23 protein-coding genes are annotated in these 26,065 nt (G+C 55.1%); 11 read left to right on the top strand and 12 right to left on the bottom strand.

All coding sequences use genetic code 11. The annotated features are described in order from the left end of the window. The first annotated feature begins 5 nt into the window (after positions 1-5). From ycfP to ACOTYB_RS04035, 3 genes are all read left to right on the top strand, one after another. Positions 6-548 (top strand): alpha/beta hydrolase YcfP, encoded by a 543-nt coding sequence (ycfP, locus tag ACOTYB_RS04045; protein WP_006809239.1) that lies wholly within the window; start codon positions 6-8, stop codon positions 546-548. 236 nt (positions 549-784) lie between these two features. Further along, positions 785-2,089, top strand: coding sequence for an NAD(P)/FAD-dependent oxidoreductase (locus tag ACOTYB_RS04040; RefSeq protein ID WP_220153738.1), 1,305 nt, complete (start codon positions 785-787; stop codon positions 2,087-2,089). Positions 2,090-2,282: 193 nt separating this feature from the next. After that, a complete protein-coding gene (locus tag ACOTYB_RS04035) occupies positions 2,283-2,822 on the top strand; it encodes a glycine zipper 2TM domain-containing protein (RefSeq protein WP_017384715.1) in 540 nt (179 codons plus the stop codon). 59 nt (positions 2,823-2,881) lie between these two features. Here the strand turns inward: ACOTYB_RS04035 and comR are convergent, their stop codons facing one another. Next, positions 2,882-3,517, bottom strand: coding sequence for a TetR family copper-responsive transcriptional repressor ComR (gene comR, locus ACOTYB_RS04030; protein WP_022650790.1), 636 nt, complete (start codon positions 3,515-3,517; stop codon positions 2,882-2,884). Positions 3,518-3,762: 245 nt separating this feature from the next. Here comR and bhsA point away from each other — a divergent pair, with 245 nt between their 5' ends. After that, positions 3,763-4,020 (top strand): multiple stress resistance protein BhsA, encoded by a 258-nt coding sequence (gene bhsA, locus ACOTYB_RS04025; RefSeq protein WP_006809234.1) that lies wholly within the window; start codon positions 3,763-3,765, stop codon positions 4,018-4,020. A 77-nt stretch (positions 4,021-4,097) separates the two neighbouring features. Here bhsA and ldtC read toward each other — a convergent pair whose 3' ends face one another. From ldtC to ACOTYB_RS04010, 3 genes are all read right to left on the bottom strand, one after another. Continuing rightward, positions 4,098-5,063, bottom strand: a complete 966-nt coding sequence (gene ldtC, locus ACOTYB_RS04020; RefSeq protein WP_022650791.1) for a L,D-transpeptidase LdtC — start codon at positions 5,061-5,063, stop codon at positions 4,098-4,100. A 145-nt stretch (positions 5,064-5,208) separates the two neighbouring features. Further along, entirely contained in the window at positions 5,209-8,655 is a 3,447-nt protein-coding gene (gene mfd, locus ACOTYB_RS04015; RefSeq protein ID WP_409248873.1) for a transcription-repair coupling factor, read from the bottom strand. Between the two features lie 145 nt (positions 8,656-8,800). After that, on the bottom strand, positions 8,801-9,874 hold the full coding sequence (locus ACOTYB_RS04010; RefSeq protein WP_220153739.1) for an acyltransferase family protein: 1,074 nt from the start codon (positions 9,872-9,874) through the stop codon (positions 8,801-8,803). Between the two features lie 256 nt (positions 9,875-10,130). On the opposite strand from ACOTYB_RS04010, the gene lolC reads away from it, so the two are divergent. The 5 genes from lolC to cobB are packed head-to-tail and all read left to right on the top strand — an operon-like array spanning position 10,131 to position 15,070. After that, the gene (lolC, locus tag ACOTYB_RS04005; protein WP_017384712.1) at positions 10,131-11,330 is read left to right on the top strand and encodes a lipoprotein-releasing ABC transporter permease subunit LolC; all 1,200 of its coding nucleotides are present in this window, start codon (positions 10,131-10,133) and stop codon (positions 11,328-11,330) included. After that, positions 11,323-12,024: a lipoprotein-releasing ABC transporter ATP-binding protein LolD gene (lolD, locus tag ACOTYB_RS04000; protein WP_126524697.1), complete on the top strand. Its 702-nt coding sequence runs from the start codon at positions 11,323-11,325 to the stop codon at positions 12,022-12,024. Before lolC ends, lolD begins: the two co-directional genes overlap by 8 nt. Continuing rightward, positions 12,024-13,268, top strand: coding sequence for a lipoprotein-releasing ABC transporter permease subunit LolE (gene lolE, locus ACOTYB_RS03995; RefSeq protein ID WP_220153740.1), 1,245 nt, complete (start codon positions 12,024-12,026; stop codon positions 13,266-13,268). The genes lolD and lolE overlap by 1 nt, the downstream gene beginning before the upstream one ends. 54 nt (positions 13,269-13,322) lie before the next feature. Next, on the top strand, positions 13,323-14,234 hold the full coding sequence (nagK, locus tag ACOTYB_RS03990; protein WP_023324463.1) for an N-acetylglucosamine kinase: 912 nt from the start codon (positions 13,323-13,325) through the stop codon (positions 14,232-14,234). A gap of 14 nt (positions 14,235-14,248) precedes the next feature. Then, positions 14,249-15,070: a Sir2 family NAD+-dependent deacetylase gene (cobB, locus tag ACOTYB_RS03985; RefSeq protein WP_022647760.1), complete on the top strand. Its 822-nt coding sequence runs from the start codon at positions 14,249-14,251 to the stop codon at positions 15,068-15,070. A gap of 34 nt (positions 15,071-15,104) precedes the next feature. Here cobB and potD read toward each other — a convergent pair whose 3' ends face one another. Genes potD through potA form a run of 4 tightly spaced genes read right to left on the bottom strand, consistent with a single transcriptional unit; the run spans position 15,105 to position 18,913 of the window. Next, positions 15,105-16,139: a spermidine/putrescine ABC transporter substrate-binding protein PotD gene (gene potD, locus ACOTYB_RS03980; RefSeq protein ID WP_421765752.1), complete on the bottom strand. Its 1,035-nt coding sequence runs from the start codon at positions 16,137-16,139 to the stop codon at positions 15,105-15,107. Then, a complete protein-coding gene (gene potC / locus ACOTYB_RS03975; protein WP_015570805.1) occupies positions 16,136-16,927 on the bottom strand; it encodes a spermidine/putrescine ABC transporter permease PotC in 792 nt (263 codons plus the stop codon). The genes potD and potC overlap by 4 nt, the downstream gene beginning before the upstream one ends. Further along, positions 16,924-17,781 (bottom strand): spermidine/putrescine ABC transporter permease PotB, encoded by an 858-nt coding sequence (gene potB, locus ACOTYB_RS03970; protein WP_017693625.1) that lies wholly within the window; start codon positions 17,779-17,781, stop codon positions 16,924-16,926. The genes potC and potB overlap by 4 nt, the downstream gene beginning before the upstream one ends. Then, on the bottom strand, positions 17,765-18,913 hold the full coding sequence (potA, locus tag ACOTYB_RS03965) for a spermidine/putrescine ABC transporter ATP-binding protein PotA (protein ID WP_166714835.1): 1,149 nt from the start codon (positions 18,911-18,913) through the stop codon (positions 17,765-17,767). Before potA ends, potB begins: the two co-directional genes overlap by 17 nt. A gap of 237 nt (positions 18,914-19,150) precedes the next feature. Between potA and pepT the strand changes: the two genes are divergently transcribed. Continuing rightward, entirely contained in the window at positions 19,151-20,374 is a 1,224-nt protein-coding gene (pepT, locus tag ACOTYB_RS03960) for a peptidase T (RefSeq protein ID WP_032658046.1), read from the top strand. A gap of 92 nt (positions 20,375-20,466) precedes the next feature. Here the strand turns inward: pepT and ACOTYB_RS03955 are convergent, their stop codons facing one another. The 3 genes from ACOTYB_RS03955 to phoP all read right to left on the bottom strand — a co-directional run bounded on the left by ACOTYB_RS03955 (position 20,467) and on the right by phoP (position 23,815). Then, the gene (locus tag ACOTYB_RS03955; protein WP_003857909.1) at positions 20,467-21,588 is read right to left on the bottom strand and encodes a cupin domain-containing protein; all 1,122 of its coding nucleotides are present in this window, start codon (positions 21,586-21,588) and stop codon (positions 20,467-20,469) included. A gap of 91 nt (positions 21,589-21,679) precedes the next feature. Next, the gene (phoQ, locus tag ACOTYB_RS03950; RefSeq protein WP_015570801.1) at positions 21,680-23,143 is read right to left on the bottom strand and encodes a two-component system sensor histidine kinase PhoQ; all 1,464 of its coding nucleotides are present in this window, start codon (positions 23,141-23,143) and stop codon (positions 21,680-21,682) included. Then, on the bottom strand, positions 23,144-23,815 hold the full coding sequence (gene phoP, locus ACOTYB_RS03945) for a two-component system response regulator PhoP (protein ID WP_026094318.1): 672 nt from the start codon (positions 23,813-23,815) through the stop codon (positions 23,144-23,146). A gap of 394 nt (positions 23,816-24,209) precedes the next feature. On the opposite strand from phoP, the gene ACOTYB_RS03940 reads away from it, so the two are divergent. After that, positions 24,210-24,602 carry a hypothetical protein gene (locus tag ACOTYB_RS03940; protein WP_022650801.1) on the top strand — a complete coding sequence of 131 codons (393 nt, stop codon included), beginning with the start codon at positions 24,210-24,212 and terminating at the stop codon, positions 24,600-24,602. A gap of 86 nt (positions 24,603-24,688) precedes the next feature. Here ACOTYB_RS03940 and purB read toward each other — a convergent pair whose 3' ends face one another. Next, complete coding sequence (purB, locus tag ACOTYB_RS03935; RefSeq protein ID WP_048240970.1) at positions 24,689-26,059, bottom strand: adenylosuccinate lyase; 1,371 nt, start codon at positions 26,057-26,059, stop codon at positions 24,689-24,691. Positions 26,060-26,065 lie beyond the last annotated feature (6 nt).

Raw genomic sequence — 26,065 nt, 5'->3', positions numbered from 1 at the left:
AGACGATGATCATCTATTTACACGGTTTTGACTCAAACAGTCCTGGTAATCATGAGAAAGTGCTGCAATTGCAGTTTATCGATCCGGATGTCCGGCTGATCAGTTACAGCACACGTCATCCGAAGCATGACATGCAGCATCTGCTTAAAGAAGTGGATAAAATGTTGCAGCTCAATATCGACGATCGCCCGCTGATCTGCGGCGTGGGGTTAGGAGGATACTGGGCAGAGCGCATCGGTTTTTTGTGCGATATCCGTCAGGTCATTTTTAATCCTAACCTGTTTCCGAACGAAAACATGGAAGGCAAAATCGATCGCCCGGAGGAGTACGCCGACATCGCCACCAAATGCGTGAGCAATTTCCGTGAAAAGAACCGCGATCGGTGTCTGGTGATCCTCTCCCGCAACGATGAAGCGCTGAACAGCTCCCGCGCCGCCGAGCTTCTGCACCATTACTACGAAATTGTCTGGGACGAAGAGCAGACCCACAAGTTCAAAAACATTTCCCCGCACTTGCAGCGTATTAAAGCCTTTAAAACGCTGGGCTGATCTCCCTGAACCTGATAAAGGCTCGGTACGTGAAAGCGTACCGGGCCTCTTTTTTGTCAGAGTTGTCTACTTTTGAACCATCAAAACTTGATACATATCAATTTTGGTATGACCAATGCGCCTGACGTGCTATTCTCAATGAATCTGAATGGTTTCAGCGCAGTAACCTGTTGTTAATTAAGGGTTATTTATATAACTTTTAATTAACAATTGGTTAATAATTTGAGGGGGTCACGTTGACTACGCCATTGAAAAAGATAGTGATTGTCGGCGGTGGTGCTGGCGGACTGGAGCTGGCGACGCAGCTGGGTAAGAAACTGGGTCGCGGTAAGAAAGCCAAAATCACGCTGGTGGATCGTAACCACAGCCATCTGTGGAAGCCGTTACTGCACGAAGTGGCGACCGGGTCGCTGGATGAGGGCGTGGATGCGCTCAGCTATCTGGCGCATGCGCGTAACCACCACTTCCAGTTCCAGCTGGGTTCGGTGGTGGATATCAATCGTGAAAACAAAACCATCACGCTGGCTGAGCTGCGTGATGATAAAGGCGAGTTGCTGGTTCCTGAGCGCAAGCTGGCCTATGACACGCTGGTGATGGCCCTGGGCAGTACCTCCAATGATTTCAACACCCCAGGCGTAAAAGAGCACTGCATCTTCCTGGATAACCCGCATCAGGCGCGTCGTTTCCATCAGGAGATGCTTAACCTGTTCCTGAAGTACACCAACAACATGGCTGCTAACGGCAAGGTCAACATTGCTATCGTGGGCGGCGGCGCAACGGGCGTTGAATTATCGGCGGAGTTGCACAATGCGGTCAAGCAGCTGCACAGCTACGGCTACAAAGGGCTGACTAACGAAGCGCTGAATGTGACGCTGGTGGAAGCAGGTGAACGCATTCTGCCTGCGCTTCCGCCGCGTATTTCCGGCGCGGCGCACAACGAGCTGACTAAACTGGGCGTGCGCGTGCTGACCCAGACCATGGTGACCAGCGCGGATGAGGGCGGCCTGCATACCAAAGACGGCGAGTACATCCAGGCCGACCTGATGGTCTGGGCTGCGGGGATCAAAGCGCCTGATTTCATGAAAGATATCGGTGGGCTGGAGACAAACCGCATTAACCAGCTGGTGACAGAGCCGACGCTGCAAACCACGCGCGATCCGGACATCTTCGCCATCGGCGACTGTGCCTCCTGCGCACGTCCGGAAGGCGGATTTGTCCCGCCTCGCGCTCAGGCTGCGCACCAGATGGCAAGCCTCGTGCTGCATAACATCCTGGCGCAGATAAAAGGCAAACCGATGAAAGCCTATGTCTACAAAGACCACGGCTCTCTGGTGTCGCTCTCAAACTTCTCCACCGTGGGCAGCCTGATGGGTAACCTGATGCGCGGCTCCATGATGGTGGAAGGGCGCATCGCCCGCTTCGTGTACATTTCTCTGTACCGTATGCACCAGATTGCGCTGCACGGCTACTTCAAAACCGGCCTGATGATGCTGGTTGGCCGCATCAACCGCGTGATCCGTCCACGCCTGAAGCTGCACTAATTTCTCTCTCCCTCCGGACCCTCCGGAGGGAATTCTTAGCACATCATGCTGTGCATTTCCCTCCTGACGCTTAAGAGTTCTCTTAAACCCACGTTGTCCCGGCCAACAACCCTGATTTTGATCCTTTATCTTATTGGCGAAGCGTTTATTGCGCTGCAAAATTGCTACCAATTGCAACAAAGGAGGAAGTCCCGTGAATAAATCAATGTTGGCGGGTATAGGGATTGGCGTCGCAGCTGCGTTAGGTGTGGCTGCCGTTGCCAGTCTGAACGTACTTGATCGTGGCCCGCAGTATGCGCAGGTGGTTTCCGCTACACCGATCAAAGAGACGGTCAAGACGCCTCGTCAGGAGTGCCGTAATGTTTCTGTCACCCATCGTCGTCCGGTTCAGGATGAAAACCGTATCGCTGGCTCCGTGCTGGGCGCGGTTGCTGGTGGGGTGATTGGTCATCAGTTTGGTGGCGGCCGTGGTAAGGATGTCGCGACGGTGGTTGGTGCGCTGGGTGGCGGTTATGCCGGTAACCAGGTGCAGGGCGCGATGCAGGAAAATGATACCTACACCACAACGCAGCAGCGCTGTAAAACCGTGTATGACAAGTCTGAAAAAATGTTGGGCTACGACGTAACCTACAAAATTGGCGATCAGCAGGGCAAAATCCGCATGGATAAAGATCCTGGTACGCAGATCCCTCTCGACAGCAATGGTCAGCTGATACTGAATAACAAAGTGTAAAAAAGATGTTCTCTGAACTTAGCTCCTCATGCGCTCAGGCTGAGGAGCTTTTTTTTGCGTCAGAGTTTAAGAAGTTCAGGCCACAGGCGCAGCGTTGTGTGCGTAATCCCCTGCAATTTTTCCAGCGTCGCGCCTTCACGGGCGCTGATGGACATCCCCTGTAAAATACAGCTCAGATACTGGGCCAGCTCCTGCGGACGGCAATGCGCCGGGATTTCGCCGCGCAGCTGACGCTGAGCCAGAAACGTGCTGAGCGTCTCCTCCTGCATCGCATGTCGCGATTTGACCGTGTTGGCAATCTCTTTAGACGATGCCGCGAGGGTCGCGGAGGTGTTGATCATAAAACACCCCGCAGGCGTGTCCTTGCTGGTATAGCAGGTCGCGATTGCCGTGAAATAATCCTGTAATGCCTGCTCAACCGTTTTTTCTTCACAGAATAGCTGGGCTTCATGTTTTGCCGCGAAGCGCGAGATGTATCTGTCCAGAACGGCCCGGAATAAGCCTTCTTTGTTGGTGAACTCTGCGTACAGGGTAGGGGCTTTAGCACCCGTAGCTTCCACGAGATCGGAAAGCGACGTGGCTTCATACCCATGCTGCCAGAAGAGCGTCATGGCCTTATCGAGCGCCGCATCCCTGTCGAACACTTTTGGTCGGCCACGGCTTTTCTTTGCGCAACGCGTGACATCGGTTGTCATGTGCCGTTGGTCCTCTGTTGTTTTATTGAATAGTCATTATAAAAATAAACGTCTGCAACGACCAGCGGTGATTTCTGAAAAATAATATAATTTTATCTTTTTGAAATATAAGACAAATGAAATTAATTTAACGACCATTATAAAAATGAGTTGACGTGTGACCTGGATCACATCTATCATTTACCTATCGATCGTTAACTAAATAACTAACGACCACTACATCATCTGCCTAAAGGTATAAAATCATGAAAAACGTTAAAACCCTCATCGCTGCCGCCGTTCTGAGTTCACTCTCTTTCGCAAGCTTCGCTGCTGTTGAAGTGCAATCCACTCCAGCAGACCAGCAGAAAGTCGGTACCATCTCTGCCACTGCCGGGACTAACCTGGGCTCTCTGGAAGATCAGCTGGCGCAAAAAGCTGACGAAATGGGTGCGAAATCATTCCGCATCACCTCTGTGACCGGTCCTAACACCCTGCACGGTACCGCAGTTATCTACAAATAAGCGTAACGCAACCCTCCGTTATGCCACTGCAATAAAAAACGCCCTGCTGATGCAGGGCGTTTGTCGTTATTGCTGCTTTACATTGACTGCTGAGCAACCTCATGATGCCGCGTAACATCGGTTGGCATCCCCGAACGTGCTTCCATCGCCCGCTCCATCACTGCGCCATCGGTGTTGGCATTCGTTTTAAAGCTCACCATCGATGCATTCAGATTAATCGGCAGCGTCTGCGGATCGTCATTGATGTTTTTCGATAGCGGCTGGTGGATCTCAACCAGACGGACGCCACCTGGCTCTTCAGACACTTTAATCGGCGTATTAATGATATTCACTTTCGTGCCAGGGGCGATCACGCGGTAGAGCGTTTTGATATCGTCATCGCGCAGGCGAATGCAGCCGGAGCTGACGCGCATCCCGATCCCGAAATCCGCATTCGTTCCGTGCAGAAGATAAACCCCACCATATGCCGCCAGGCGAATTGCATGATGTCCCATCGGATTATCCGGGCCAGCAGGTACCACGGCGGGCAGGTCGATACCTTGAGCTTTATAACGGGCGCGAATGTTTGCCGTCGGGGTCCAGGTAGGATTAGCGCGCTTATCAGAGACGGTGGTGACCATGGTAGGTGTGAGCGTATCGCCCCCCAGTTGACCAATACCGATAGGGTAGACGGTCACTTCGTTCTTGCCGGGCGGGTAGTAATACAGACGTAGCTCGGCGAGGTTAATCACAATGCCCTGACGCGGCGCGTCCGGCAGGATGGTTTGCAGCGGAATCGTCAGTACGCTGCCCGCCCGGGGCACGTACGGATCTACGCCCGGGTTGGCCTGCAACAGCGCCAGGAACCCGACGTTATATTTTTTGGCAATCGCTTCCAGCGAGCCGCCATCGTTTTCAACCACGTGAAAGCGGTTTTCACCTACGACGTTGCTGCCGGCGGGCGGAAGAGGCCAGGTATTGGCGCGAGCAGGGAGCGCGACGGCAACCGTCGCGGCCAGCGCAACCAGAGTTAACCAGCGGGTAAAACGCGAAGAAATCATCATTATGATAATCCATACAAATGATAAGGTTATTGTTTTATAAGGCGTTAATGATAATTATGGCGAATGTATAGTCGGGAAGATCGGGCGAAGTGCAAAGAGTTTGTAAATTGTCCCCCCGCCAGCCGGGCGCTGGCGGGGGAAACCGTTATGCGATGGCGTTCTCTTCCAACTGACGCATAAAGTTACGCACCCAGTCCATGCGGGTTTTACGTTCCGTCAGATCCTGAGTAAATTTCAGACGCGTAGGGCCATCAAGACGGAAATGCTGCGGCTGTTTTTGCAGGAGGCCAATCAGCCACATCGGATCGACGTGGTTCTTTTCGGCAAACTCAATTACGCCGCCTTTCTCATTGCCTTCAAGTTTGCGAATGCCCAGCTTCTGCGCCTGCTGACGCAGGCGGGCAATATCCAGCAGGTTGCGCGCCGCATCGGGCAATATCCCAAAACGGTCAATCAGTTCGACTTTGATCTCTTCCAGCTCGCCTTCGCTTTTCGCGCTGGCAATGCGTTTGTAGAACGACAGACGGGTATTCACGTCAGGAATAAAATCATCCGGCAGCAGGGAAGGCATGCGCAGTTCCACTTCGGTCTGCTGGCTGGTGAGATCTTCCAGAGACGGTTCACGTCCGGCTTTAAGCGCGTCGACGGCATTTTCCAGCAGCTCCATATACAGCGAGAAACCGATGGTTTCCATGGAGCCGCTCTGGTCTTCACCCAGCAGCTCACCGGCGCCGCGGATCTCCAGGTCGTGGGTCGCCAGCGCAAAGCCAGCGCCCAGATCTTCCAGCGAGGCGATCGCTTCCAGACGCTTTTGCGCGTCGGTGGTCATTGCCTTCGGATGCGGCGTCAGCAGCCAGGCGTAGGCCTGATGGTGCGAACGCCCGACCCGCCCGCGCAGCTGGTGCAGCTGAGCCAGGCCGAAGTGATCCGCCCGTTCGATGATGATGGTGTTCGCCGTCGGAATGTCGATTCCGGTCTCAATGATGGTGGTACACACCAGCACGTTGAAACGCTGGTGGTGGAAATCGTTCATCACCCGCTCCAGCTCGCGCTCGCGCATCTGGCCGTGACCAATGGCGATGCGCGCTTCCGGCACCAGCTCTGCCAGCCTGTCGGCGGCTTTCTGAATATTTTCAACGTCGTTGTACAGGTAATAGACCTGGCCACCGCGCAGCACTTCGCGCAGGATCGCCTCGCGCACCACCAGATTGTCGTACTCGCGAACAAAGGTTTTCACCGCCAGACGGCGCGCCGGTGGGGTAGCGATTATCGACAGATCGCGCATGCCGCTCATCGCCATGTTCAGGGTGCGCGGGATCGGCGTTGCGGTCAGGGTCAGAATATCGACGTTGGCGCGCATGGCTTTGATGCGCTCTTTGTGGCGCACCCCGAAGCGGTGCTCTTCGTCGACGATCAGCAGCCCCAGATCTTTCCACTTCACGTCACTTTGCAGCAGCTTGTGAGTGCCGATCAGAATATCAATTTTGCCTTCACTTGCCTGCTCCAGGATCTGCGTCTGCTCTTTGGCACTGCGGAAGCGGGACAACATTTCGATACGTACCGGCCAGTTGGCGAAGCGGTCGCGGAAGTTGTCGAAGTGCTGCTGGGCAAGCAGGGTGGTCGGCACCAGTACCGCCACCTGCTTGTTGTTCTCAACCGCCAGGAAAGCGGCGCGCATCGCCACCTCGGTTTTACCGAAGCCCACGTCACCGCAGACTAAGCGATCCATCGCCAACGGCTGGCACATGTCACTCAGCACGGCGTTGATGGCCTGGGCCTGATCCGGCGTAGTTTCAAACGGGAAGCTGTCGCAGAACAGCTGGTACTGCTCTTTATCATGCTTAAACGCATACCCCTCTTTGGCCGCACGCTGAGCGTAAATATCCAGCAGCTCGGCGGCCACGTCGCGCACTTTTTCCGCCGCTTTCTGGCGTGCACGCGCCCAGGCATCGCCGCCCAGCTTGTGCAGCGGCGCATTCTCTTCCGCACCCCCGGCGTAGCGGCTGATCAGATGCAGGGACGACACCGGAACATACAGCTTGGCGTCGTTAGCGTAGGTCAGCATCAGGTATTCACCTTTGATGCCACCTGCTTCGAGGGTAGTCATCCCCTGATAGCGACCCACACCGTGTTCCAGGTGAACAATCGGCTGACCGGGGTGCAGTTCGGCCAGGTTGCGGATCAGGGTGTCCGGGTTGATGGTGCGACGGCTGTCCTGACGACGGCGCGCGACGCGCTCGCCCAGCAGGTCGCTTTCACATATCAACGCCAGGTTATTGAGCGTATCAATGAATCCGTGCTCGGCGGCGCCGATCATCAGGTAACGGCCATTTCCGGTCGCTTCGCTCAGGCGAAGAATACGCTTTGGCGCGACTTTGATCCTTCCCAGCAGTTCGCCCAGCGCTTCACGGCGACCTTCACTTTCAACGGAGAAGACCACCGGCCCGGTGAAGGACTCAAGAAACTTGCGCAGATTATCGAGCGGGGATTTCTGCTGCGCCTGAACGGCCAGGTCAGGCAGCATCCGGAAGGCGAGGTTAGTGTTGGCGGCCTTATCGGCAAGCGAATCGGTTTTGAGCTGCATACGCAGCCAGCGTTTCAGCTCGGCGTTGAGCTCGTCGGTACGCAGCCACAGCATTTCCGGCGGCAGCAGCGGACGCATCGGGTCAACGCCCCGGTTTTCAAAGCGGGCACGCGTTTCGCTTTCAAAGCGGCTGGCGCTGGCGTCGATATCCCCGGTGTTAACAATCAGCGTATTTGCCGGGAAGTAGCTGAACAGCGCCGGCAGCGGTTCGTTAAAGAAAAGGGGCTGCCAGTACTCGATCCCGGCCGGAAGGGTGCCTTTGCTGACCTGCTGGTAGATATGTTCGGCATCACGCTTCACGTCGAACCTGTCGCGCCACTGGCTGCGGAACAGTTCGATGGCGGTTTTATCCGTCGGGAACTCATGGGCGGGCAGCAGATTAATAGAGTCCACTTCCTCCAGCGTGCGCTGGGTGTCGGCGTCGAACACGCGCAGGCTGTCGATCTCATCATCGAAGAAATCCAGACGGTACGGCTGGTCGCTGCCCATCGGATAGAGATCAAGCAGCGCACCGCGCGTCGCGTATTCGCCGTGCTCCATCACCTGATCGACATGTCGATAGCCGGCTCCATCCAGCTGCACGCGCAGGGCATCGCGCGACAGGCGCTGGCCTTTTTTCATCACCAGCGCATGGCCGTGCAAATAGCTGTGCGGGCAGACGCGCTGCATCAGGGTATTCACCGGCACAATCAGCACGCCGCGCTGCATGGTGGGGAGCTGATACAGCGTCGACAGGCGCGAGGAGATGATCTCCTGGTGCGGAGAGAAACTGTCGTAGGGAAGCGTTTCCCAGTCGGCCAGGCTGAATACCAGACTGTCGGTGAACTGACGAATTTCGTCGTGCAGGCGCAGGGCGTTTTGCATGTCCGGGGCAACCAGCACCACCGGCCCTGGATGCCGCTCGGCAATTTCCGCCACCAGCGTGGCGCAGGCCGCGCCTGTCAGTTCGCCCAGCTGGCGTTGGTCACCTGCTTTTACAGGCAAGGAAAAACGATAGTGTTCAGGCATGGCTATGTCAGAGTCTCTTGGGGATATACCAACAGTATTGGGGCATATCACTGATACGCAATGTCTTTATTATCCTCGATCGTTATGCATAAGCAAATCGTAACCGCACAAGAGGGAAAGTGCCCCCGGATGGGGGCCGAGGAGATTAACGGGTAGCAGTCTGTGGAGAAAGCCGCGCGGGAGGGGAGAAGAAAAGGTCGCCAAAGAGGGCGGTTGAGAGCTTACGTGCCCCCAGCCCAACCAGCGTGCAGACGAGCAGGCTGATAAACGAATAGACCAGAATCAGCGTTAACTCCGCCCAGATCGGCCAGTACGCCGCATTCATTTCGCGAATCAGGAGCAGGCTAAACGCCTCAATTAAAATGCGGTGGGTGGTATAAATCGCGATGGTGTTTGAACCGATGACGTTCAGCAGATTATTGGGATGAACGGCATAACGCTGCTCGAAGCTGTAAAAGAGCTTCATGATGACTACGATCGACAGCAGTGAGAGCGGCAGAGGAACATTAGCGAACCACAGCACTACCGACACCGCGCCAGAGGCGATAAGTACCAGCCAGCTGCGGCGCAAATTCATCCCTTTCATCCACGCCATCAACTGCGCGCCGTACCATGCGCCGAGGCTGTAGTAGATCATGTTGCGCACCACGCTGTTCATTCCCCACCACGGTAACGGCAGGAAGTTGATGGCGATGCTTGCCAGCGCCAGAATCCCCAGCATCGGCAGTTTCCAGCGGCTCAGCAGCTTACAGAGCGTAAAGTAGACCACTAACGCGTACAAATACCACAGGCTGGTGCTGGCCGTGAGCATTCCCAGTACAAACCCTGAAACGGAATCGGCGTAGGCCGCATTGGATGCTGTCGCCAGTTCTCGCTCGGGGGCGAGCCAGGCATTCAGATGGGTCAGCGCCTGCCATTGCAGGACGCCCCACAGGGCCAAAACCCAGACGATGCTCCAGATCCGCTTGTCGAGACTGGTGCGCCAGTTCACCTCGTCAATATAACGACGGATCAAATAGCCGGAGATAAAGAAAAACACCGGCATACGGAACGGGGCAAGGTAAAGATTAAAGTAGACCCAGCATTTGGCGAGCAGGCCCGATAACGGATGCTGTAGCCCGTCAAGGTGAGGATAAAAGGTGATCACCGAGTGGTAAATTACCACCAGGCAGATGCACAGGCCTTTTATCTGGTTAATCCATAATGCTTTTTGTTTCATGGTGCGTGACGACCTTGTTGCCATAAACGAAACGCCGATTGTTGTAAAATGAAGCCCTGATGTAATGGGTAACAGTCTGTATCAGGACGATTTTCGGAAAAGTTGGAGGCTGTCTGGCGGAAGTTCAGTCAGTAGCATGATGATTTATCTGAATTTTTCGGAAAAATGATTACCGAATCTTACGGTTTCAGTCATTTACGCTTAACGGATTCGCTTATATACTCGTGGGTCTGCTATCAGCAAACAGACGGATTTCATGTATCAACCTGTCGCACTCTTTATAGGCTTACGTTACATGCGTGGGCGCGCCGCGGACCGCTTCGGTCGCTTTGTCTCCTGGCTTTCGACTATTGGCATTACGCTTGGCGTGATGGCACTGGTGACGGTGCTTTCCGTCATGAACGGCTTCGAGCGCGAGCTGCAAAACAATATCCTGGGGCTCATGCCGCAGGCCGTTCTCTCTTCCACTCAGGGTTCCGTTAATCCGCAACAGCTGCCGGAAAGCGCGGTGAAGTTACAGGGTGTCACGCGCGTTGCGCCGCTCACGACGGGCGATGTGGTGCTGCAAAGCGCCCGTAGCGTGGCGGTCGGGGTGATGCTGGGTATCGATCCCGCGCAAAAAGATCCGCTGACGCCGTTCCTGGTCAATGTGAAACAAACCGACCTGGAAGCGGGTAAATATAACGTCATCCTCGGCGAGCAGCTTGCCGGGCAGCTCGGGGTCAACCGTGGCGATCAGCTGCGCGTGATGGTGCCGTCAGCCAGTCAGTTTACGCCGATGGGGCGTCTGCCAAGCCAGCGCCTGTTCAACGTGATTGGCACGTTTGCGGCGAACAGCGAAGTTGATGGTTACCAGATGCTGGTGAACATTCAGGACGCCTCGCGTCTGATGCGCTACCCCGCGGGAAATATTACCGGCTGGCGTCTGTGGCTTGATGCGCCGCTGAAGGTGGATACCCTTAGCCAGCAGACGCTACCGGAAGGGACGAAATGGCAGGACTGGCGCGACCGGAAAGGCGAACTGTTCCAGGCCGTGCGCATGGAGAAAAACATGATGGGGCTGCTGCTGAGCCTGATCGTGGCCGTTGCCGCGTTTAATATCATCACCTCGCTCGGGCTGATGGTGATGGAGAAGCAAGGCGAAGTCGCCATTCTGCAAACCCAGGGGCTGACTCCGCGCCAGATCATGGCGGTATTTATGGTCCAGGGCGCCAGCGCCGGCATCATCGGCGCGCTGCTCGGCGCGGCGCTGGGGGCGCTGCTCGCCAGCCAGCTCAACAATCTCATGCCGATTATCGGCGCGCTGCTTGATGGCGCGGCGCTGCCGGTGGCTATCGAGCCGCTCCAGGTGGTCGGTATTGCGCTGGCCGCGATGGCCATTGCGCTGCTTTCTACGCTTTATCCTTCCTGGCGGGCTGCCGCCACTCAACCCGCTGAGGCTTTACGTTATGAATAAGATCCTGTTGCAGTGCGACAACCTGTCCAAACGCTATCAGGAAGGCACTGTGCAGACCGACGTGTTGCACAATGTGAGTTTTAGCGTGGGCGAAGGCGAGATGATGGCGATTGTCGGCAGCTCCGGCTCCGGTAAAAGTACGCTGTTGCACCTGCTTGGCGGGCTGGACACGCCAACCGAAGGCGATGTGATCTTCTCCGGGCAGCCGCTGAGTAAAATGTCGTCTACGGCGAAAGCCGAGCTGCGTAACCGTGAGCTGGGTTTTATCTACCAGTTCCACCATCTGCTGCCGGACTTTACGGCGCTGGAAAACGTCGCAATGCCGCTGCTGATTGGTAAAAAGAAACCCGCGGAAATTTATGCCCGCGCCAGCGACATGCTAAAAGCGGTAGGGCTGGGTCATCGCGGGAATCACCGTCCGTCTGAGCTTTCCGGCGGTGAGCGTCAGCGTGTGGCCATCGCCCGTGCGCTGGTCAACAACCCGCGCCTGGTGCTGGCGGATGAACCGACAGGTAACCTCGATGCGCGTAACGCAGACAGCATTTTCCAGCTTCTCGGCGAACTGAACGCCGCGCAGGGAACCGCGTTTCTGGTGGTCACCCACGATTTACAACTGGCTAAGCGGATGGGGCGTCAGCTGGAAATGCGCGACGGTCGTCTGAATGCTGAACTGACGCTGATGGGAGCGGAGTAATGGCTTCACCGTTATCGTTACTCATCGGGTTACGCTTTAGCCGCGGTCGTCGCCGGAGCGGGATGGTTTCCCTTATCTCCGTGATCTCCACCATCGGTATCGCCCTGGGCGTGGCGGTGCTGATTGTGGGCTTAAGCGCCATGAACGGCTTTGAGCGTGAACTGAATAACCGCATTCTGGCCGTTGTCCCCCACGGTGAAATCGAGCCGGTTAACCAGCCGTGGTCCAGCTGGCGTGATGCCCTTAACAAAGTGGAAAAGGTGCCCGGCATTGCGGCGGCTGCACCTTACATCAACTTTACCGGGCTGGTAGAGAGCGGGGTAAACCTGCGCGCCATTCAGGTGAAAGGGGTAAATCCTCGTCAGGAAGAGCGTCTGAGCGCGCTGCCGCGCTATGTGCAAAATGGCGCATGGGCAAACTTTAAGGCTGGCGAGCAGCAGATCATCATGGGCAAAGGCGTTGCCGATGCGCTGAAGGTGAAGCAGGGCGACTGGGTCTCGATCATGATCCCGAACGCCAGCGCTGATCACAAATTGCAGCAGCCTAAGCGCGTACGTCTGCACGTCACCGGTATTTTGCAGCTGAGCGGCCAGCTCGATCACAGCTTCGCGATGGTGCCGCTGGAAGATGCACGCCAGTATCTGGATATGAGCGACAGCGTGACGGGCATTGCCATTAAGGTTAACGACGTCTTCAACGCCAATAAACTGGTGCGTGACGCTGGCAGCGTGACCAATAACTATGTCTACATCAAAAGCTGGATCGGCACTTACGGGTATATGTACCGTGATATCCAGATGATCCGCGCGATTATGTATCTGGCGATGGTGCTGGTGATTGGGGTGGCGTGTTTTAATATCGTCTCGACGCTGGTGATGGCCGTTAAGGATAAGAGCGGCGACATCGCCGTGCTGCGTACCTTAGGGGCGAAAGACGGTCTTATTCGCGCCATCTTCGTCTGGTACGGTTTACTGGCGGGGCTGTTGGGCAGCCTCTGCGGCGTGGCGATCGGCGTGGTGGTTTCCCTTCAGCTGACGCCGATTATCAACGGGATTGAAGCGCTTATTGGCCATCAGTTCCTGTCAGGCGATATCTATTTTATTGACTTCCTGCCGTCTGAACTGCACTGGCTGGACGTTATTTATGTGCTGGTTACAGCACTTTTACTGAGTCTGCTGGCAAGCTGGTATCCGGCGCGTCGCGCTAGCCGAATTGATCCGGCGAGGGTATTAAGTGGCCAGTAATTTCGTCATGGTTTAGCGGTCTTTTGGCCGCTGAATCAAACAGAGGAATGCATCATGTATTACGGATTTGATATTGGCGGCACCAAGATTGCGCTCGGCGTGTTCGATAAAGATCTTAAGCTACAATGGGAAACCCGCGTCCCCACGCCGCGCGAAAGCTACGATGAATTTTTAACCGCCATTGCCGCGCTGGTGGCGCAAGCGGATGAACGCTTTGGCGTCAAAGGCAGCGTTGGCATTGGTATTCCGGGTATGCCCGAAACCGACGATGGCACGCTGTACGCGGCCAACGTGCCTGCCGCCAGCGGCAAACCGCTGCGGGCCGATCTCTCCGCGCTCCTTGAACGCGACGTGCGCTTAGATAACGATGCCAACTGCTTCGCGCTCTCTGAAGCCTGGGATGATGAATTCCGTCGCTTCCCGCTGGTGATGGGGCTGATCCTCGGAACGGGCGTCGGTGGCGGGATTGTCATTAACGGTAAGCCCATTACCGGGCGCAGCTACATCACCGGCGAATTTGGCCATATCCGCCTGCCGGTGGATGCTCTGGAGGTCGTCGGACGTGATTTCCCGCTGACCCGCTGCGGCTGTGGGCAGCACGGCTGTATTGAGAACTACCTATCAGGCCGCGGGTTTGCATGGCTTTACGAACACTTCTATCATCAGAAACTTGAGGCCCCTCATATCATTACCCTGTGGGAGCAGGGGGATGCGCAGGCGCGTGAGCACGTCGAGCGCTATCTGGATCTGCTGGCGGTGTGTCTGGGGAATATCCTGACTATCGTCGATCCGGATCTGCTGGTGATCGGGGGAGGGCTGTCAAATTTCACTGCGATTACGGAACAGTTGTCCGGGCGTCTGACCCGACATTTATTGCCGGTCGCCCGCGTGCCGCGCATTGAGCGTGCGCGACACGGGGACGCAGGAGGCATGCGCGGAGCCGCATTCCTTCATCTCACCGATTAGTTTACGAGGTTATTATGCTGTCGCGTCGCCAGGGTCGACTCAGCCGTTTTCGCAAAAATAAACGCCGCTTACGTGAACGCCTGCGTCAGCGGATCTTTTTCAGAGACAGGATGATGCCAGAAGCGATGGATAAACCCAGAGTGGTGGTGTTGACCGGGGCGGGGATCTCCGCCGAATCCGGTATTCAGACTTTCCGCGCAGCGGATGGACTGTGGGAAGAACACCGAGTTGAAGATGTGGCGACGCCGGAAGGTTTCGCCCGCGACCCGGCGCTGGTGCAGGCGTTCTACAACGCCCGCCGTCGCCAGCTTCAGCAGCCGGAGATTGCGCCGAATGCGGCGCACCTGGCGCTGGCAAAGCTGGAGGAAGCGCTGGGGGATCGTTTTCTGCTGGTCACGCAGAACATCGACAATCTTCACGAAAGGGCCGGAAACCACAACATCATTCACATGCACGGCGAACTGCTCAAGGTGCGGTGCGCCTGGAGTGGTCAGGTGCTGGAGTGGAAAGAAGACGTGCTGGACGAAGACCGCTGCCACTGCTGTCAGTTCCCTTCGCGTCTGCGTCCGCATGTGGTCTGGTTTGGCGAAATGCCGCTGGGAATGGATGAGATCTACAGCGCCCTGGCCATGGCGGACGTCTTTATCGCCATTGGTACTTCGGGACATGTCTATCCGGCGGCGGGATTTGTTCACGAAGCGCGACTTCAAGGTGCCCATACGGTGGAGCTTAATCTGGAGCCAAGCCAGGTCGGGAGTGAGTTTGAAGAGAAACATTACGGTCTGGCGAGCGAGGTGGTGCCAGCCTTTGTGGATAAACTCCTGAAGGGGCTATAAGAGTAACGGGCGACATTGCGTCGCCCGTTATGCATTAACGGCCTGCTTTTAGCTTCTGATAATATTCTTCATACAGGCGGCTCGCGTCACCGACGTCGTTCTGCCATTCCCCTTTGCTGATGGTTTCAGCGTCCGGATAAAGCGATTTATCATTTGCCACTTCAGGGCTTAAAAGCTTCCGCGCGGCCAGGTTTGGCGTCGGGTAGCCGATAGTTTCCGCCACCTCTTTTGCCACATCCGGGCGCAGCAGGAAGTTGATCAGCTTCAGGGCACCCTCGACGTTTTTCGCATTCGCCGGGATCGCGAGGCTGTCCATCCAGAAGATGCCGCCCTCTTTCGGCCAGACCACCTCAAGCGGCGTCCCGGCCTGACGCGCCACAAACGCAGAGCCGTTCCAGACCATCCCCAGATTCACTTCACCTTCCATATACGGGTTAGCCGGGTTATCCGAGTTGAACGCCGCCACGTTTGGCATCAGCTTTTTCAGTTCGTTATACGCTGCTTCGATCTCTTTCGGATCGGTGGTGTTGCCGGAATAGCCGAGTTTACGCAGCGCCACCTGGAACACTTCGCGCGCATCGTCGGTTAACAGCAGGCTGCTTTTGTATTCCGGCTTCCACAGGTCAGCCCAGGATGAAACCGTTATGGGATCAATGGCATCGCTGTTGATGCCAATTGCCGTCGCGCCCCAGATGTACGGAATGGAGTAGTCGTTGTTCGGGTCGAACGGCTTGTTTAGCATCTCAGGATCGAGGTTAGAAAAATTGGTTAGCTTCGTTTTGTCGATCTTCTGGATCATGCCTTCTTTGCGCATCTTGTCGACGAAATAGGTCGACGGCACCACCAGGTCATACGCGCCATCTTTATAGGTTTTGAGCTTGGCGTACATGGTTTCATTCGACTCGTAGGTCGAATAGATCACCTTGATGCCTGTCTCTTTGGTGAACTGCTCCAGCAGGCCCGGCGGCACATACTCGGTCCAGTTGTAGAAATAGAGCGTTTTGCTGTCATCAGCATGCGCAGCGCCCATTCCGAGCACCAGTGCCGCAGCGGCAAGCATTTTTTTCATTTCTGTGTCCCCTGAGATTTTGTTTTATCACGAGCAATAACCTGGCTGGCAATCACCAGAACCAGCGATAACACCAACAGAATAGTCGCCAGCGCGTTCACTTCGGGTGAAACACCGACTTTAACCATTGAGTAGATCTTCAACGGCAGAATTTCATAGCTCGGCCCGGTGACGAAGGAGGACACGACCACGTCGTCCATCGACAGGGTAAAGCTGAGCAGCCATCCTGCTGCCACGGCGGGCATCGCCAGCGGCAGAATGATTTTGCGCAGAATGGTCATCTCGCTGGCACCCAGATCTTTCGCCGCTTCCAGCATGCGAACGTCGAACCCTTTCAGACGCGCGTAGACGGTTACCACCACAAACGGCAGACAGAAGGTGATATGCGAGAACAGCAGCGACCAGAAACCGAGCTGGACGCCCAGCAGCATAAACAGCACCAGCAGTGAAATGGCCATCACGATATCCGGGGACATCATCACCACAAACAACATGCCACTGACGAACGGCTTACCGCGAAAACGGTAGCGGTACAGCGCCACGGCGGTCAACGAGCCAATCAGCGTCGCGAAGGTGGCAGAGAATACCGCCATCGTCAGCGAGTGCTGAGCGGCCTGTAGCAGGCTGTCATTGTTCATCAGCAGGCCATACCATTTGGTGGTAAACCCTTGCCAGTTGATCCCGAAGCGCGAGCTGTTAAAGGAGTTCACGATCAAAATGATTATCGGAATATAAAGATACGCATAAATGGCGGTCATAAAACCACCGCGAAGCAGTCGACCGATCATTCCAGCTCCACCTTCTTATTCAGCAGGCGTGAGGCACGCCAGTAAACCAGCAGCATCAGCCCCATCACCACCGTCAGCGTTATGCTGGTGGCCGAGCCGAACGGCCAGTCGCGAATGTTAAGGAACTGGCTCTTAATCACGTTACCGATCAGCAGGTTTTTCGCCCCGCCCATCAGGTCCGAGACGTAGAACAGCCCCATCGCAGGCAGCATGACCAGCAGACAGCCGGCGATAATACCCGGCATGGTCAGCGGAATAATGATGCGGACAAAGGTTTGTAACTTACTGGCGCCCAGGTCTTTAGCTGCTTCCAGCAGCGGTTTATCGAGCTTTTCAATGCTGGAGTAGAGCGGCATCACCATAAACGGCAGCAGGATATAGACCAGGCCGACAATCACCGCGCCCGGGGTGAACATGATGCGGATCGGCGTCTCGATCACCCCCAGCCACAGCAGAAACTCGTTCAGATAACCTTTGGTGCTGAGGAAGATTTTCAGCCCGTAGATGCGGATTAACGAGTTGGTCCAGAACGGCACAATCAGTAAAAACAGCAGCAGCGGCCGCACTTTTTGCGGCAGGCGGGCCAGGAACCAGGCGAACGGATACCCCAGTACCAGGCAGGCGAGGGTGGCAATCAGCGCCATATTGAGCGAGTGCAGCAGCACGTCAAAATAGAGCGGATCGAGCAGGCGCGCGTAGTTGTCCAGCGTAAAGACCATCGCCACGAAGTTCGCGTCGTCGCGGGTCAGGAAGCTGGTCACGATGATCATCAGGTTGGGAAGAAAGACAAACAACACAAGCCAACCGACGATCGTGGCAATCACCACATTCTGGAACTTACTTGTGTTCTTCATCAGCCAGTACAACCTCCCAGCTTTCTACCCAGTTGATGACCATTTTCTGATCCAGCGAGTGGTCGAAGTCCGGATCGTCCTCGTTAAAGAATTCGCTGACCATCACCATTTTGCCGTTTTCCAGTTCGACCACGGATTCGAGGGTCATCCCTTTGTAGTTACGTTCGCGAACGTAACCGATCAGACCTTCGACGTCAGCCGTGTCGTGGATCTCATCAACGCGGAGATCTTCCGGGCGCAGCAGGACGTTGAGCCTTTGCCCCTTTTCCACGGCAAAGTTCACCGTGATGTTGCATTCGCGGCCTTCCACGTTCGCGCGCACGCGCTGCTCGTCCAGACGCTCAATCACCGTGGCGTTGAAAATATTGATTTCACCAATGAAGCTGGCGACGAACAGGTTTTTCGGCTCTTCGTAAATTTCACGCGGGGTGCCATCCTGCTCAATCTTGCCGTCGCGCATCACCACGATACGGTCTGACATGGTCAGGGCTTCTTCCTGATCGTGCGTGACAAACACGAACGTAATGCCGAGCTTACGCTGAAGTGCTTTCAGCTCGTTCTGCATCTGCTTGCGCAGCTTGTAGTCCAGCGCGGAGAGGGATTCATCCAGCAGGAGCAGGCGAGGTTTGTTGACCACGGCGCGGGCAATGGCCACACGCTGCTGCTGACCACCGGAAAGTTGATGAGGCTTGCGCTGGGCGAATGCCTCCAGCTGCACCATGCGCAGGGCTTCGGTAACCCGAGGCGGGATCTCGCTGGCCGGTGTTTTTTGCATCCGCAGGCCAAACGCCACGTTCTCAAACACGGTCATGTGCGGGAACAGGGCATAGCTCTGGAAGACGGTATTGACGTGGCGATCTTCGGCAGGAACCTGGGTAATGTCCTGGTTCTCAAGATGGATATGGCCGTTATCGACGCTTTCCAGCCCGGCGATAAGGCGCAGGACGGTGGTTTTGCCGCAGCCGGAGGGGCCGAGCAGCGTGAGAAACTCACCGTCATTGATGGTCAGATTAAGGTCGGAAATGACATCTTTGCCATCGAAACTTTTACGAATTCGTTCCAGTTGCACCAGCGGTGAAAGGGAACGGGGTTGTGTATTCAATTTTCGCGCTGTCCCATATAGACGCCTCAGGCAGCAGACTGAAGCGGGGTTTGTGTGTAACCACCTTGGTGACTCGTAATGAGGGCGGACATTCTACGGCAAACCCATTGAATCGCCAATCCTTCTCACTTATTCATAAGCTACATTTATTAACGCAGAACGATATAAACGTAAAAAGTTCTCGTTTGCGGGATAAAAGTGACCTGACGCAATATTTGCGTTTTGCTGCTTAATGATAATGTTGTCACAAAAAGTGAGGGTGACTGCATGGATAAACTACTTGAGCGTTTCTTACATTACGTTTCGCTGGATACCCAATCTAAGCCGGGGGTCCGACAGGTGCCAAGCACCGAAGGCCAGTGGAAGCTGCTAAATCTGCTGAAAGAGCAGCTGGAGGCTATGGGGTTGGTTGACGTCACGCTCAGCGAAAAAGGGACCGTGATGGGAACGCTGCCGGCGAATATTGACGGCAATATCCCGGCAATTGGCTTTATTTCTCATGTCGATACCTCACCTGATTTTAGCGGTAAACACGTTAATCCGCAGATTGTTGAAAACTACCGCGGCGGTGATATAGCACTGGGCATTGGCGACGAAGTGCTGTCGCCAGTGATGTTCCCGGTACTGCATCAGCTGCTGGGGCAGACGTTAATCACCACCGACGGCAAAACCTTGCTGGGGGCCGATGACAAAGCGGGCATCGCCGAGATCATGACGGCGCTGGCGGTGCTGAAGGGCAAAAATATCCCGCATGGCGATATCCGCGTGGCCTTCACGCCGGATGAAGAGGTTGGAAAAGGCGCGAAACACTTTGACGTTGAGGCGTTTAACGCGCAATGGGCCTACACCGTTGACGGTGGCGGCGTGGGTGAACTTGAGTATGAAAACTTCAACGCGGCATCGGTAACGATCAAAATCGTCGGGAATAACGTGCACCCGGGCTCTGCGAAAGGAGTGATGGTGAATGCACTGTCGCTGGCTGCGCGTATTCATGCGGAAGTGCCCGCCGAAGAAAGCCCGGAGATGACGGAAGGGTATGAGGGTTTTTATCATCTGACCAGCATCAAGGGGACCGTGGACAGCGCGCAGATGCACTATATTGTCCGCGATTTCGACCGCAAAGCCTTTGAAGCGCGCAAGCGTAAGATGATGGAGATCGCGAAAAAAGTCGGCAAGGGGCTACATCCGGATTGCTATATTGAGCTCATCATCGAAGACAGCTATTACAATATGCGCGAGAAGGTGATGGAACATCCGCACATTCTTGATATCGCCCAGCAGGCGATGCGCGATTGTGACATCGAGCCGGTGATGAAACCGATCCGTGGTGGAACCGATGGTTCACAGCTGTCGTTTATGGGCCTGCCGTGCCCGAACCTGTTTACCGGTGGATATAACTACCACGGCAAGCATGAGTTCGTGACGCTGGAAGGGATGGAGAAAGCGGTGCAGGTGATTGTGCGGATAGCGGAGTTAACCGCGAAGCGGTAAAAAAAGCCCGGTGGCGCTTCGCTTACCGGGCCTACAGGAACGGCTTTTGTAGGCCGGGTAAGGCGTAGCTGCCACCCGGCAAACATCATGGTTCAGTCCTCAAAAAACCAGTACCCGCTGTTAACCAGCGCGGCCAGCATGGCGAGGAAGGAGGGATCGTCCAGCGCGTCGCCAAAGGTATCCGCAGTCAGCACCATATGGCTGGCAATTGCTTCCAGCGCCGGGCGATGCGGAGAGTCCAGGCGCTCGCCGTTGACGAATACCTCTTCGCCAATGCGCAGTACACGTAATCCGCCCAGACGAACCAGCTTATCGCCCTGCTGGAGCGCATCATAAATTTCATCTGCCTGATAAGGCGGCTCTGGCGGTGCGACGTCCAGTTCGTGACGCGACTGGCTGATAAACTCGCCAAACCACTGTCTGAAGTGCTCCGGTTCGTTGATCAGATCCAGCATCATCCCGCGCAGCTTATCCAGCTCCTCTGGCAGAATATCCGCCGGATGCTCACGCGCCGGAACGTCCGGATCGCTGTAACGGTAACTGCCCAGCTCACGCTGTAAAACATAGTCAGCAAATCCGCTGATCATCTCGCGCCCGCTTGGCGCGCGGAAACCAACCGAATAGTTCAGCGAGTTTTCCAGGGAATAACCTTCATGCGGGAAGCCCGGTGGGATATAAAGAATGTCACCTGGCTCCAGCTCTTCATCAATGATCCCTTCAAACGGATCAACCTGGAGCAGATCCGGGTGCGGGCAGTGCTGTTTCATTGGCACTTTTTCGCCCACGCGCCAGCGACGGCGACCGGTACCCTGAATGATAAACACGTCGTACTGATCCAGATGCGGACCCACGCCGCCACCGGGAACGGAGAAGGAGATCATCAGATCGTCCATTCGCCAGTCTGGCAGGGCGCGGAAGGGACGCATTAAGGCTGCGGTAGGTTCGTGCCAGTTGTTGACCGCCTGCACCAGTAAAGACCAGTTGTTTTCGCCCAGGTGATCGTAGCTTTCAAAGGGACCGTGGCTGACCTGCCATTTCCCGTCCTGGTGGCTTACCAGACGGCTGTCTACCTCGTTTTCCATCGCCAGACCAGCGAGTTCGTCAGGAGAAATAGGGTCGATAAAATTGCTGATCCCGCGTTTAAGAACGACCGGGCGTTTTTGCCAGTAACGTTCAATAAAGTCGGGCCAGTTAAGCGTTAATTGATAATCCATATTTATGTATTCCGCAGGCTCTTACTGAGTCGGATTATAACGGAAGCCCCGCTCCCTGGCTGCGAGATCCGCGTATTTTTCACATTCCGGGTCAACTATCGTTCGATACGGGATGCTGGCGGCCAAAAATGACTTCCATCCGGGCTCCGCCCAGCAAACTTTCACCGGTTTCAATCTTGCCCTCGTACTGATCGACAATTTCCCTGGCGACGGATAATCCGACGCCCTGGCCTGGCCGCAGCGTATCGGCGCGCTGGCCGCGATCGAACACCACTTCGCGTTTATTACGGGGAATGCCAGGACCATCATCCTCAACGATAATATGCAGTTCGTTATCCGTTACCCGCGCGGAAACCTCGACAAACTCCAGACAATATTTGCAGGCGTTATCGAGCAGGTTTCCCATCACTTCCATAAAGTCATTCTTCTCGCCAACAAAGCTAATTTCCGGTGAGATATCCAGACTGATGTTGACCCCTTTACGCTGGTACACCTTGTTCAGCGCCGAGGTGAGGTTATCCAGCAGCGGGGCTACCGGGTGCAGTTCACGGCTCAACAGAGCGCTTCCGGAGCGCATGCTCGCGCGGTGCAGGTAATAGCCGATCTGCTGTGAAATACGGCTGATTTGTTCCAGCATCACCGGCTCTGCATCATCCACGCTCATTTTCGAACTGCGCATGGAACGCAGGGTACTCTGCATCACCGCCAGCGGGGTTTTCAGGCTGTGCGTAAGGTCGGTGAGCGTCGTGCGATACTTGTCGTAGCGTTCACGTTCGCTTTTCAGCAGGCGGTTGAGGTTGCGCACCAGGCTGGTCAGTTCGCGCGTAGTTTCCGGGTTCAGCTTCTCGCGGTGATGTTCTTCCAGCTCGCGCACCTCTTTGGCAAGGGATTCAATCGGGCGGAGGCTCCACCATGCAGCAACCCACAGGAGAGGGATCACCAGCAGCAGGTTGGCAGCCAGAACATACACAAACCAGTTCCAGACCATATATGAGCGTTTCAGCTCAACCGGGATGGTATCGATCACCACAATGGTTAACTGCGGCATGTTCAGGGTGGCGGGATAAAGGTTGATGGCCACAGAGTGGGTCATCTCCGTGTCGTCATCTTCGGCACGGATCTCATTAAGCTTGATCTGTAAGGCGCGATCGTCACGCAGCAGGCTGCTGGTGGAGTTGAGATCGGCTTCTATTTCATGAAAACCGTTGGTTTTCAGCCATTCCGGACGGATGCGCTTTTTCAGCCACGGGACATCGCGCTGGGCCCACAGCAATTTCCCTTTTTCATCGTAGATCAGCGCCAGCGTCGGGCTCTGCTGATTCAGGTTTTCCGGCATCTCGACGGTGATTCGGTTGTTCTCCCACTTCGCCAGGGTATAAAACAGGTTACTTTCGCCGCGAAGCAGGCGGAAGGTGGTTTTATCGAAGCTCACGCTATACCCGACCAGCGCCACCATCCCGTAAGAGAGCGACAGCACCAGCACGACGGCGGCGGTTGCCAGCAAAAAGCGAACCCGCAGCGAAAGGGGTAAAATGTGACGCAAAATCCCTTTCATTTAGCGTAATTCAAACAGGTAACCCTGACCACGCACGGTGGTGATCACGTCATGCGGGTACTGCGCCTGAATTTTTTTACGCAGGCGGCCCATCAGCACGTCAATGGTGTGGCTTTCGCGCAGTTCGGCATCCGGATAGAGCTGAAGCATCAGAGAATCTTTGCTCACCACTTTACCGTTGTTACGGATCAGCGTTTCCATGATGGTGTATTCGAATGCGGTCAGCTTGATCACTTCATCATTAATAGAAAATTCGCGGCGGGAGAGATCCACCTGGAATGGCGGCAGAGAGATCACCTGCGACGCCAGCCCGCTGTTGCGGCGCAGAAGCGCCTGCATACGCGCGGCGACTTCTTCAATATGGAAGGGTTTAGTCACGTAGTCATCCGCGCCAGCGCTCAGGACTTCAACCTTGTCCTGCCAGCCTTCACGGGCAGTTAGCACCAGCACCGGCAGGGAAACGTCATGGCTACGCCAGCGGCGGATAAGGGACAATCCGTCTTCATCCGGTAGCCCTAAATCGACAATGGCGATGTCCGGCAGGTGTTCATTGAGATAATAATCGGCCTCTTTTGCGTCTTCAGCATCGTCCACCTGATGACCCATCTCCTGAAGTTGAACTTTCAGGTGATGACGTAGCAATGCGTTATCCTCAACAACCAGTACGCGCATCATCATTTCTCCCTTTATAAATGGTATGAATAGTTTAACGCTGATTATTCAGGTTGACACCAGCGCGATGAAATTAAATGATTTTTTTGCATGCTCCAGAACACAGGGGGCATGACGCCAGGCGCGGGTAATATAAACGGACTTGTTTTCGCAAGCTTCTGCAATCCGGATAAAACAGCCATCCGTTTATGAAATGTTGAAGGCGAGTCGCTTTTTTGACAGAAGGGTCACGCCAGTTTTGTAAAGATTGCCCTTTTTTTTGTAAGGATGTTCTCACTATGTCTGCCTTTGTCTACGCTTATTTTATGGTGCGAAATTAGATTTGCATAAGATGTGCCAGAAAAGCAGCATTTTTACACGACAAAACAGCAATATAGCGAGTAAAGAGGGTTTTATGGAATGGAAGGTTGTTGAGACTATTGCGAGCCCGGAAAGCGGAACTATCTTTTGCAAAGTTGAAACACAGTATGGCCTGAATTATATCCTGTGGTTAAAGGGAGATTATTACGTTCGTACAGGTGAAATCATCACCACCTCAAACCAGGGGATCCTGATTAACGATCGACGCCGTAGAGTATGGATAGCGCAGGCAATGCCCTTTACATCCATAGGCTGGATGGGGTTCAAACAGAAAAACGCGTGTCCAGGCAACCGGCAAGAGATGGATCGTCCGTGCACGGCTGAAACCCCGTGCCAGTTCAAACTGTGCCCGTTCGGCTTAAAACGATATATTCCGGAAAGTTATTCCACGACGAAAATTAACAACCATCCTGACGGCAGGCTTTAATCCCGGCAAAACAGGTAATGTGACGTGAAAACATCAACTCGATGATGAAAAACAGCCCCCTTTCCGGGTGGAAAGGGGGAAGGCGATTACTTCAGCTCGTCAACCATAGTGATGGCACGGCCAATATAGTTTGCCGGGGTCATCTCTTTCAGGCGCGCTTTTTCTTCTTCTGGCAGCGCCAGACCGTCGATAAACTGTTTCATACCTTCAGCATCAACGCGTTTACCGCGGGTCAGCTCTTTGAGTTTCTCGTACGGTTTTTCGATGCCGTAACGACGCATCACGGTCTGAATCGGCTCCGCCAGCACTTCCCAGTTGTGATCCAGCTCGTCCAGCAGACGGTCGCGGTTAACTTCCAGTTTGCTCACACCTTTCAGGGTGGACTGGTAGGCGATCAGCGCGTAGCCAATACCTACGCCCAGGTTACGCAGCACCGTGGAGTCAGTCAGGTCGCGCTGCCAGCGGGATACCGGCAGCTTGCTCGCCATATGCTGCAACACGGCATTCGCCAGACCCAGGTTACCTTCGGAGTTTTCGAAGTCGATTGGGTTCACTTTGTGCGGCATGGTGGACGAACCGATTTCCCCGGCGATGGTTTTCTGCTTGAAGTGGTTCAGGGCGATGTAACCCCATACGTCACGATCGAAGTCGATCAGGATGGTATTGAAGCGCGCAATGCAGTCAAACAGCTCGGCGATGTAGTCGTGCGGCTCAATCTGGGTGGTGTACGGGTTCCACTGGATCCCCAGAGAGGTCACAAAATCTTCGCTGAACTGGTGCCAGTCCACTTCCGGGTACGCGGCGATGTGGGCGTTGTAGTTACCCACCGCGCCGTTGATTTTGCCGAGGATCTCAACCTGCTCCAGCTGACGATACTGGCGTTCCATGCGGTACGCCACGTTCGCCATCTCTTTACCCATGGTGGATGGGGTTGCTGGCTGGCCGTGAGTACGGGACAGCAGCGGAATGTCGCGGTATTCCACGGACAGCGCTTTCACCGCATCAATGATTTTACGCCAGTAAGGGAGTACCACCTCTTTTCGCGCGGTAGAGAGCATCAGCGCGTGAGACAGGTTGTTAATATCCTCAGACGTACAGGCGAAGTGAATAAATTCAGATACCGCGTGCAGGGCAGGGACGCATGCCACTTTCTCTTTCAGGAAGTATTCAACTGCTTTCACGTCGTGGTTGGTGGTGCGTTCGATGGTTTTAATGCGCGCGGCATCTTCTTCGCTGAACTCAGCAACGATTTTATCAAGGTAATCGTTTGCCTTTGCGTCAAAAGCAGGAACTTCCTTGATTGCTGTCTGGGCGGCCAGCTTTTGCAGCCAGCGTACTTCGACCTGAACACGGAACTTCAGCAGGCCATATTCGCTGAAGATCCCGCGCAGCGCGCTGACTTTATCGCCGTAGCGTCCATCGACAGGGGATACGGCGGTCAGTGAGGATAATTCCATAATTCG

The organism is Enterobacter cloacae complex sp. IR5450 (genome assembly GCF_049238665.1).
Lineage (GTDB): Bacteria > Pseudomonadota > Gammaproteobacteria > Enterobacterales > Enterobacteriaceae > Enterobacter > Enterobacter hormaechei_C.
The sequence above is the reverse complement of the archived record's forward strand: the minus strand, read 5'-3'. Positions and strand labels throughout refer to the sequence as shown.

What these genes read in the sequence shown, in the direction of transcription:
- ldtC (WP_022650791.1), bottom strand. Translation starts at nt 5,063, where the DNA reads ATGATGATTTCTTCGCGTTTTACCCGCTGGTTAACTCTGGTTGCGCTG.
- phoQ (WP_015570801.1), bottom strand. Translation starts at nt 23,143, where the DNA reads ATGAAAGGGATTTTGCGTCACATTTTACCCCTTTCGCTGCGGGTTCGC.
- comR (WP_022650790.1), bottom strand. Translation starts at nt 3,517, where the DNA reads ATGACAACCGATGTCACGCGTTGCGCAAAGAAAAGCCGTGGCCGACCA.
- potC (WP_015570805.1), bottom strand. Translation starts at nt 16,927, where the DNA reads ATGATCGGTCGACTGCTTCGCGGTGGTTTTATGACCGCCATTTATGCG.
- lolD (WP_126524697.1), top strand. Translation starts at nt 11,323, where the DNA reads ATGAATAAGATCCTGTTGCAGTGCGACAACCTGTCCAAACGCTATCAG.
- pepT (WP_032658046.1), top strand. Translation starts at nt 19,151, where the DNA reads ATGGATAAACTACTTGAGCGTTTCTTACATTACGTTTCGCTGGATACC.
- potB (WP_017693625.1), bottom strand. Translation starts at nt 17,781, where the DNA reads ATGAAGAACACAAGTAAGTTCCAGAATGTGGTGATTGCCACGATCGTC.
- ycfP (WP_006809239.1), top strand. Translation starts at nt 6, where the DNA reads ATGATCATCTATTTACACGGTTTTGACTCAAACAGTCCTGGTAATCAT.
- potD (WP_421765752.1), bottom strand. Translation starts at nt 16,139, where the DNA reads ATGAAAAAAATGCTTGCCGCTGCGGCACTGGTGCTCGGAATGGGCGCT.
- phoP (WP_026094318.1), bottom strand. Translation starts at nt 23,815, where the DNA reads ATGCGCGTACTGGTTGTTGAGGATAACGCATTGCTACGTCATCACCTG.
- nagK (WP_023324463.1), top strand. Translation starts at nt 13,323, where the DNA reads ATGTATTACGGATTTGATATTGGCGGCACCAAGATTGCGCTCGGCGTG.
- cobB (WP_022647760.1), top strand. Translation starts at nt 14,249, where the DNA reads ATGCTGTCGCGTCGCCAGGGTCGACTCAGCCGTTTTCGCAAAAATAAA.
- ACOTYB_RS03940 (WP_022650801.1), top strand. Translation starts at nt 24,210, where the DNA reads ATGGAATGGAAGGTTGTTGAGACTATTGCGAGCCCGGAAAGCGGAACT.
- bhsA (WP_006809234.1), top strand. Translation starts at nt 3,763, where the DNA reads ATGAAAAACGTTAAAACCCTCATCGCTGCCGCCGTTCTGAGTTCACTC.
- ACOTYB_RS03955 (WP_003857909.1), bottom strand. Translation starts at nt 21,588, where the DNA reads ATGGATTATCAATTAACGCTTAACTGGCCCGACTTTATTGAACGTTAC.
- purB (WP_048240970.1), bottom strand. Translation starts at nt 26,059, where the DNA reads ATGGAATTATCCTCACTGACCGCCGTATCCCCTGTCGATGGACGCTAC.
- lolE (WP_220153740.1), top strand. Translation starts at nt 12,024, where the DNA reads ATGGCTTCACCGTTATCGTTACTCATCGGGTTACGCTTTAGCCGCGGT.
- lolC (WP_017384712.1), top strand. Translation starts at nt 10,131, where the DNA reads ATGTATCAACCTGTCGCACTCTTTATAGGCTTACGTTACATGCGTGGG.
- mfd (WP_409248873.1), bottom strand. Translation starts at nt 8,655, where the DNA reads ATGCCTGAACACTATCGTTTTTCCTTGCCTGTAAAAGCAGGTGACCAA.
- ACOTYB_RS04010 (WP_220153739.1), bottom strand. Translation starts at nt 9,874, where the DNA reads ATGAAACAAAAAGCATTATGGATTAACCAGATAAAAGGCCTGTGCATC.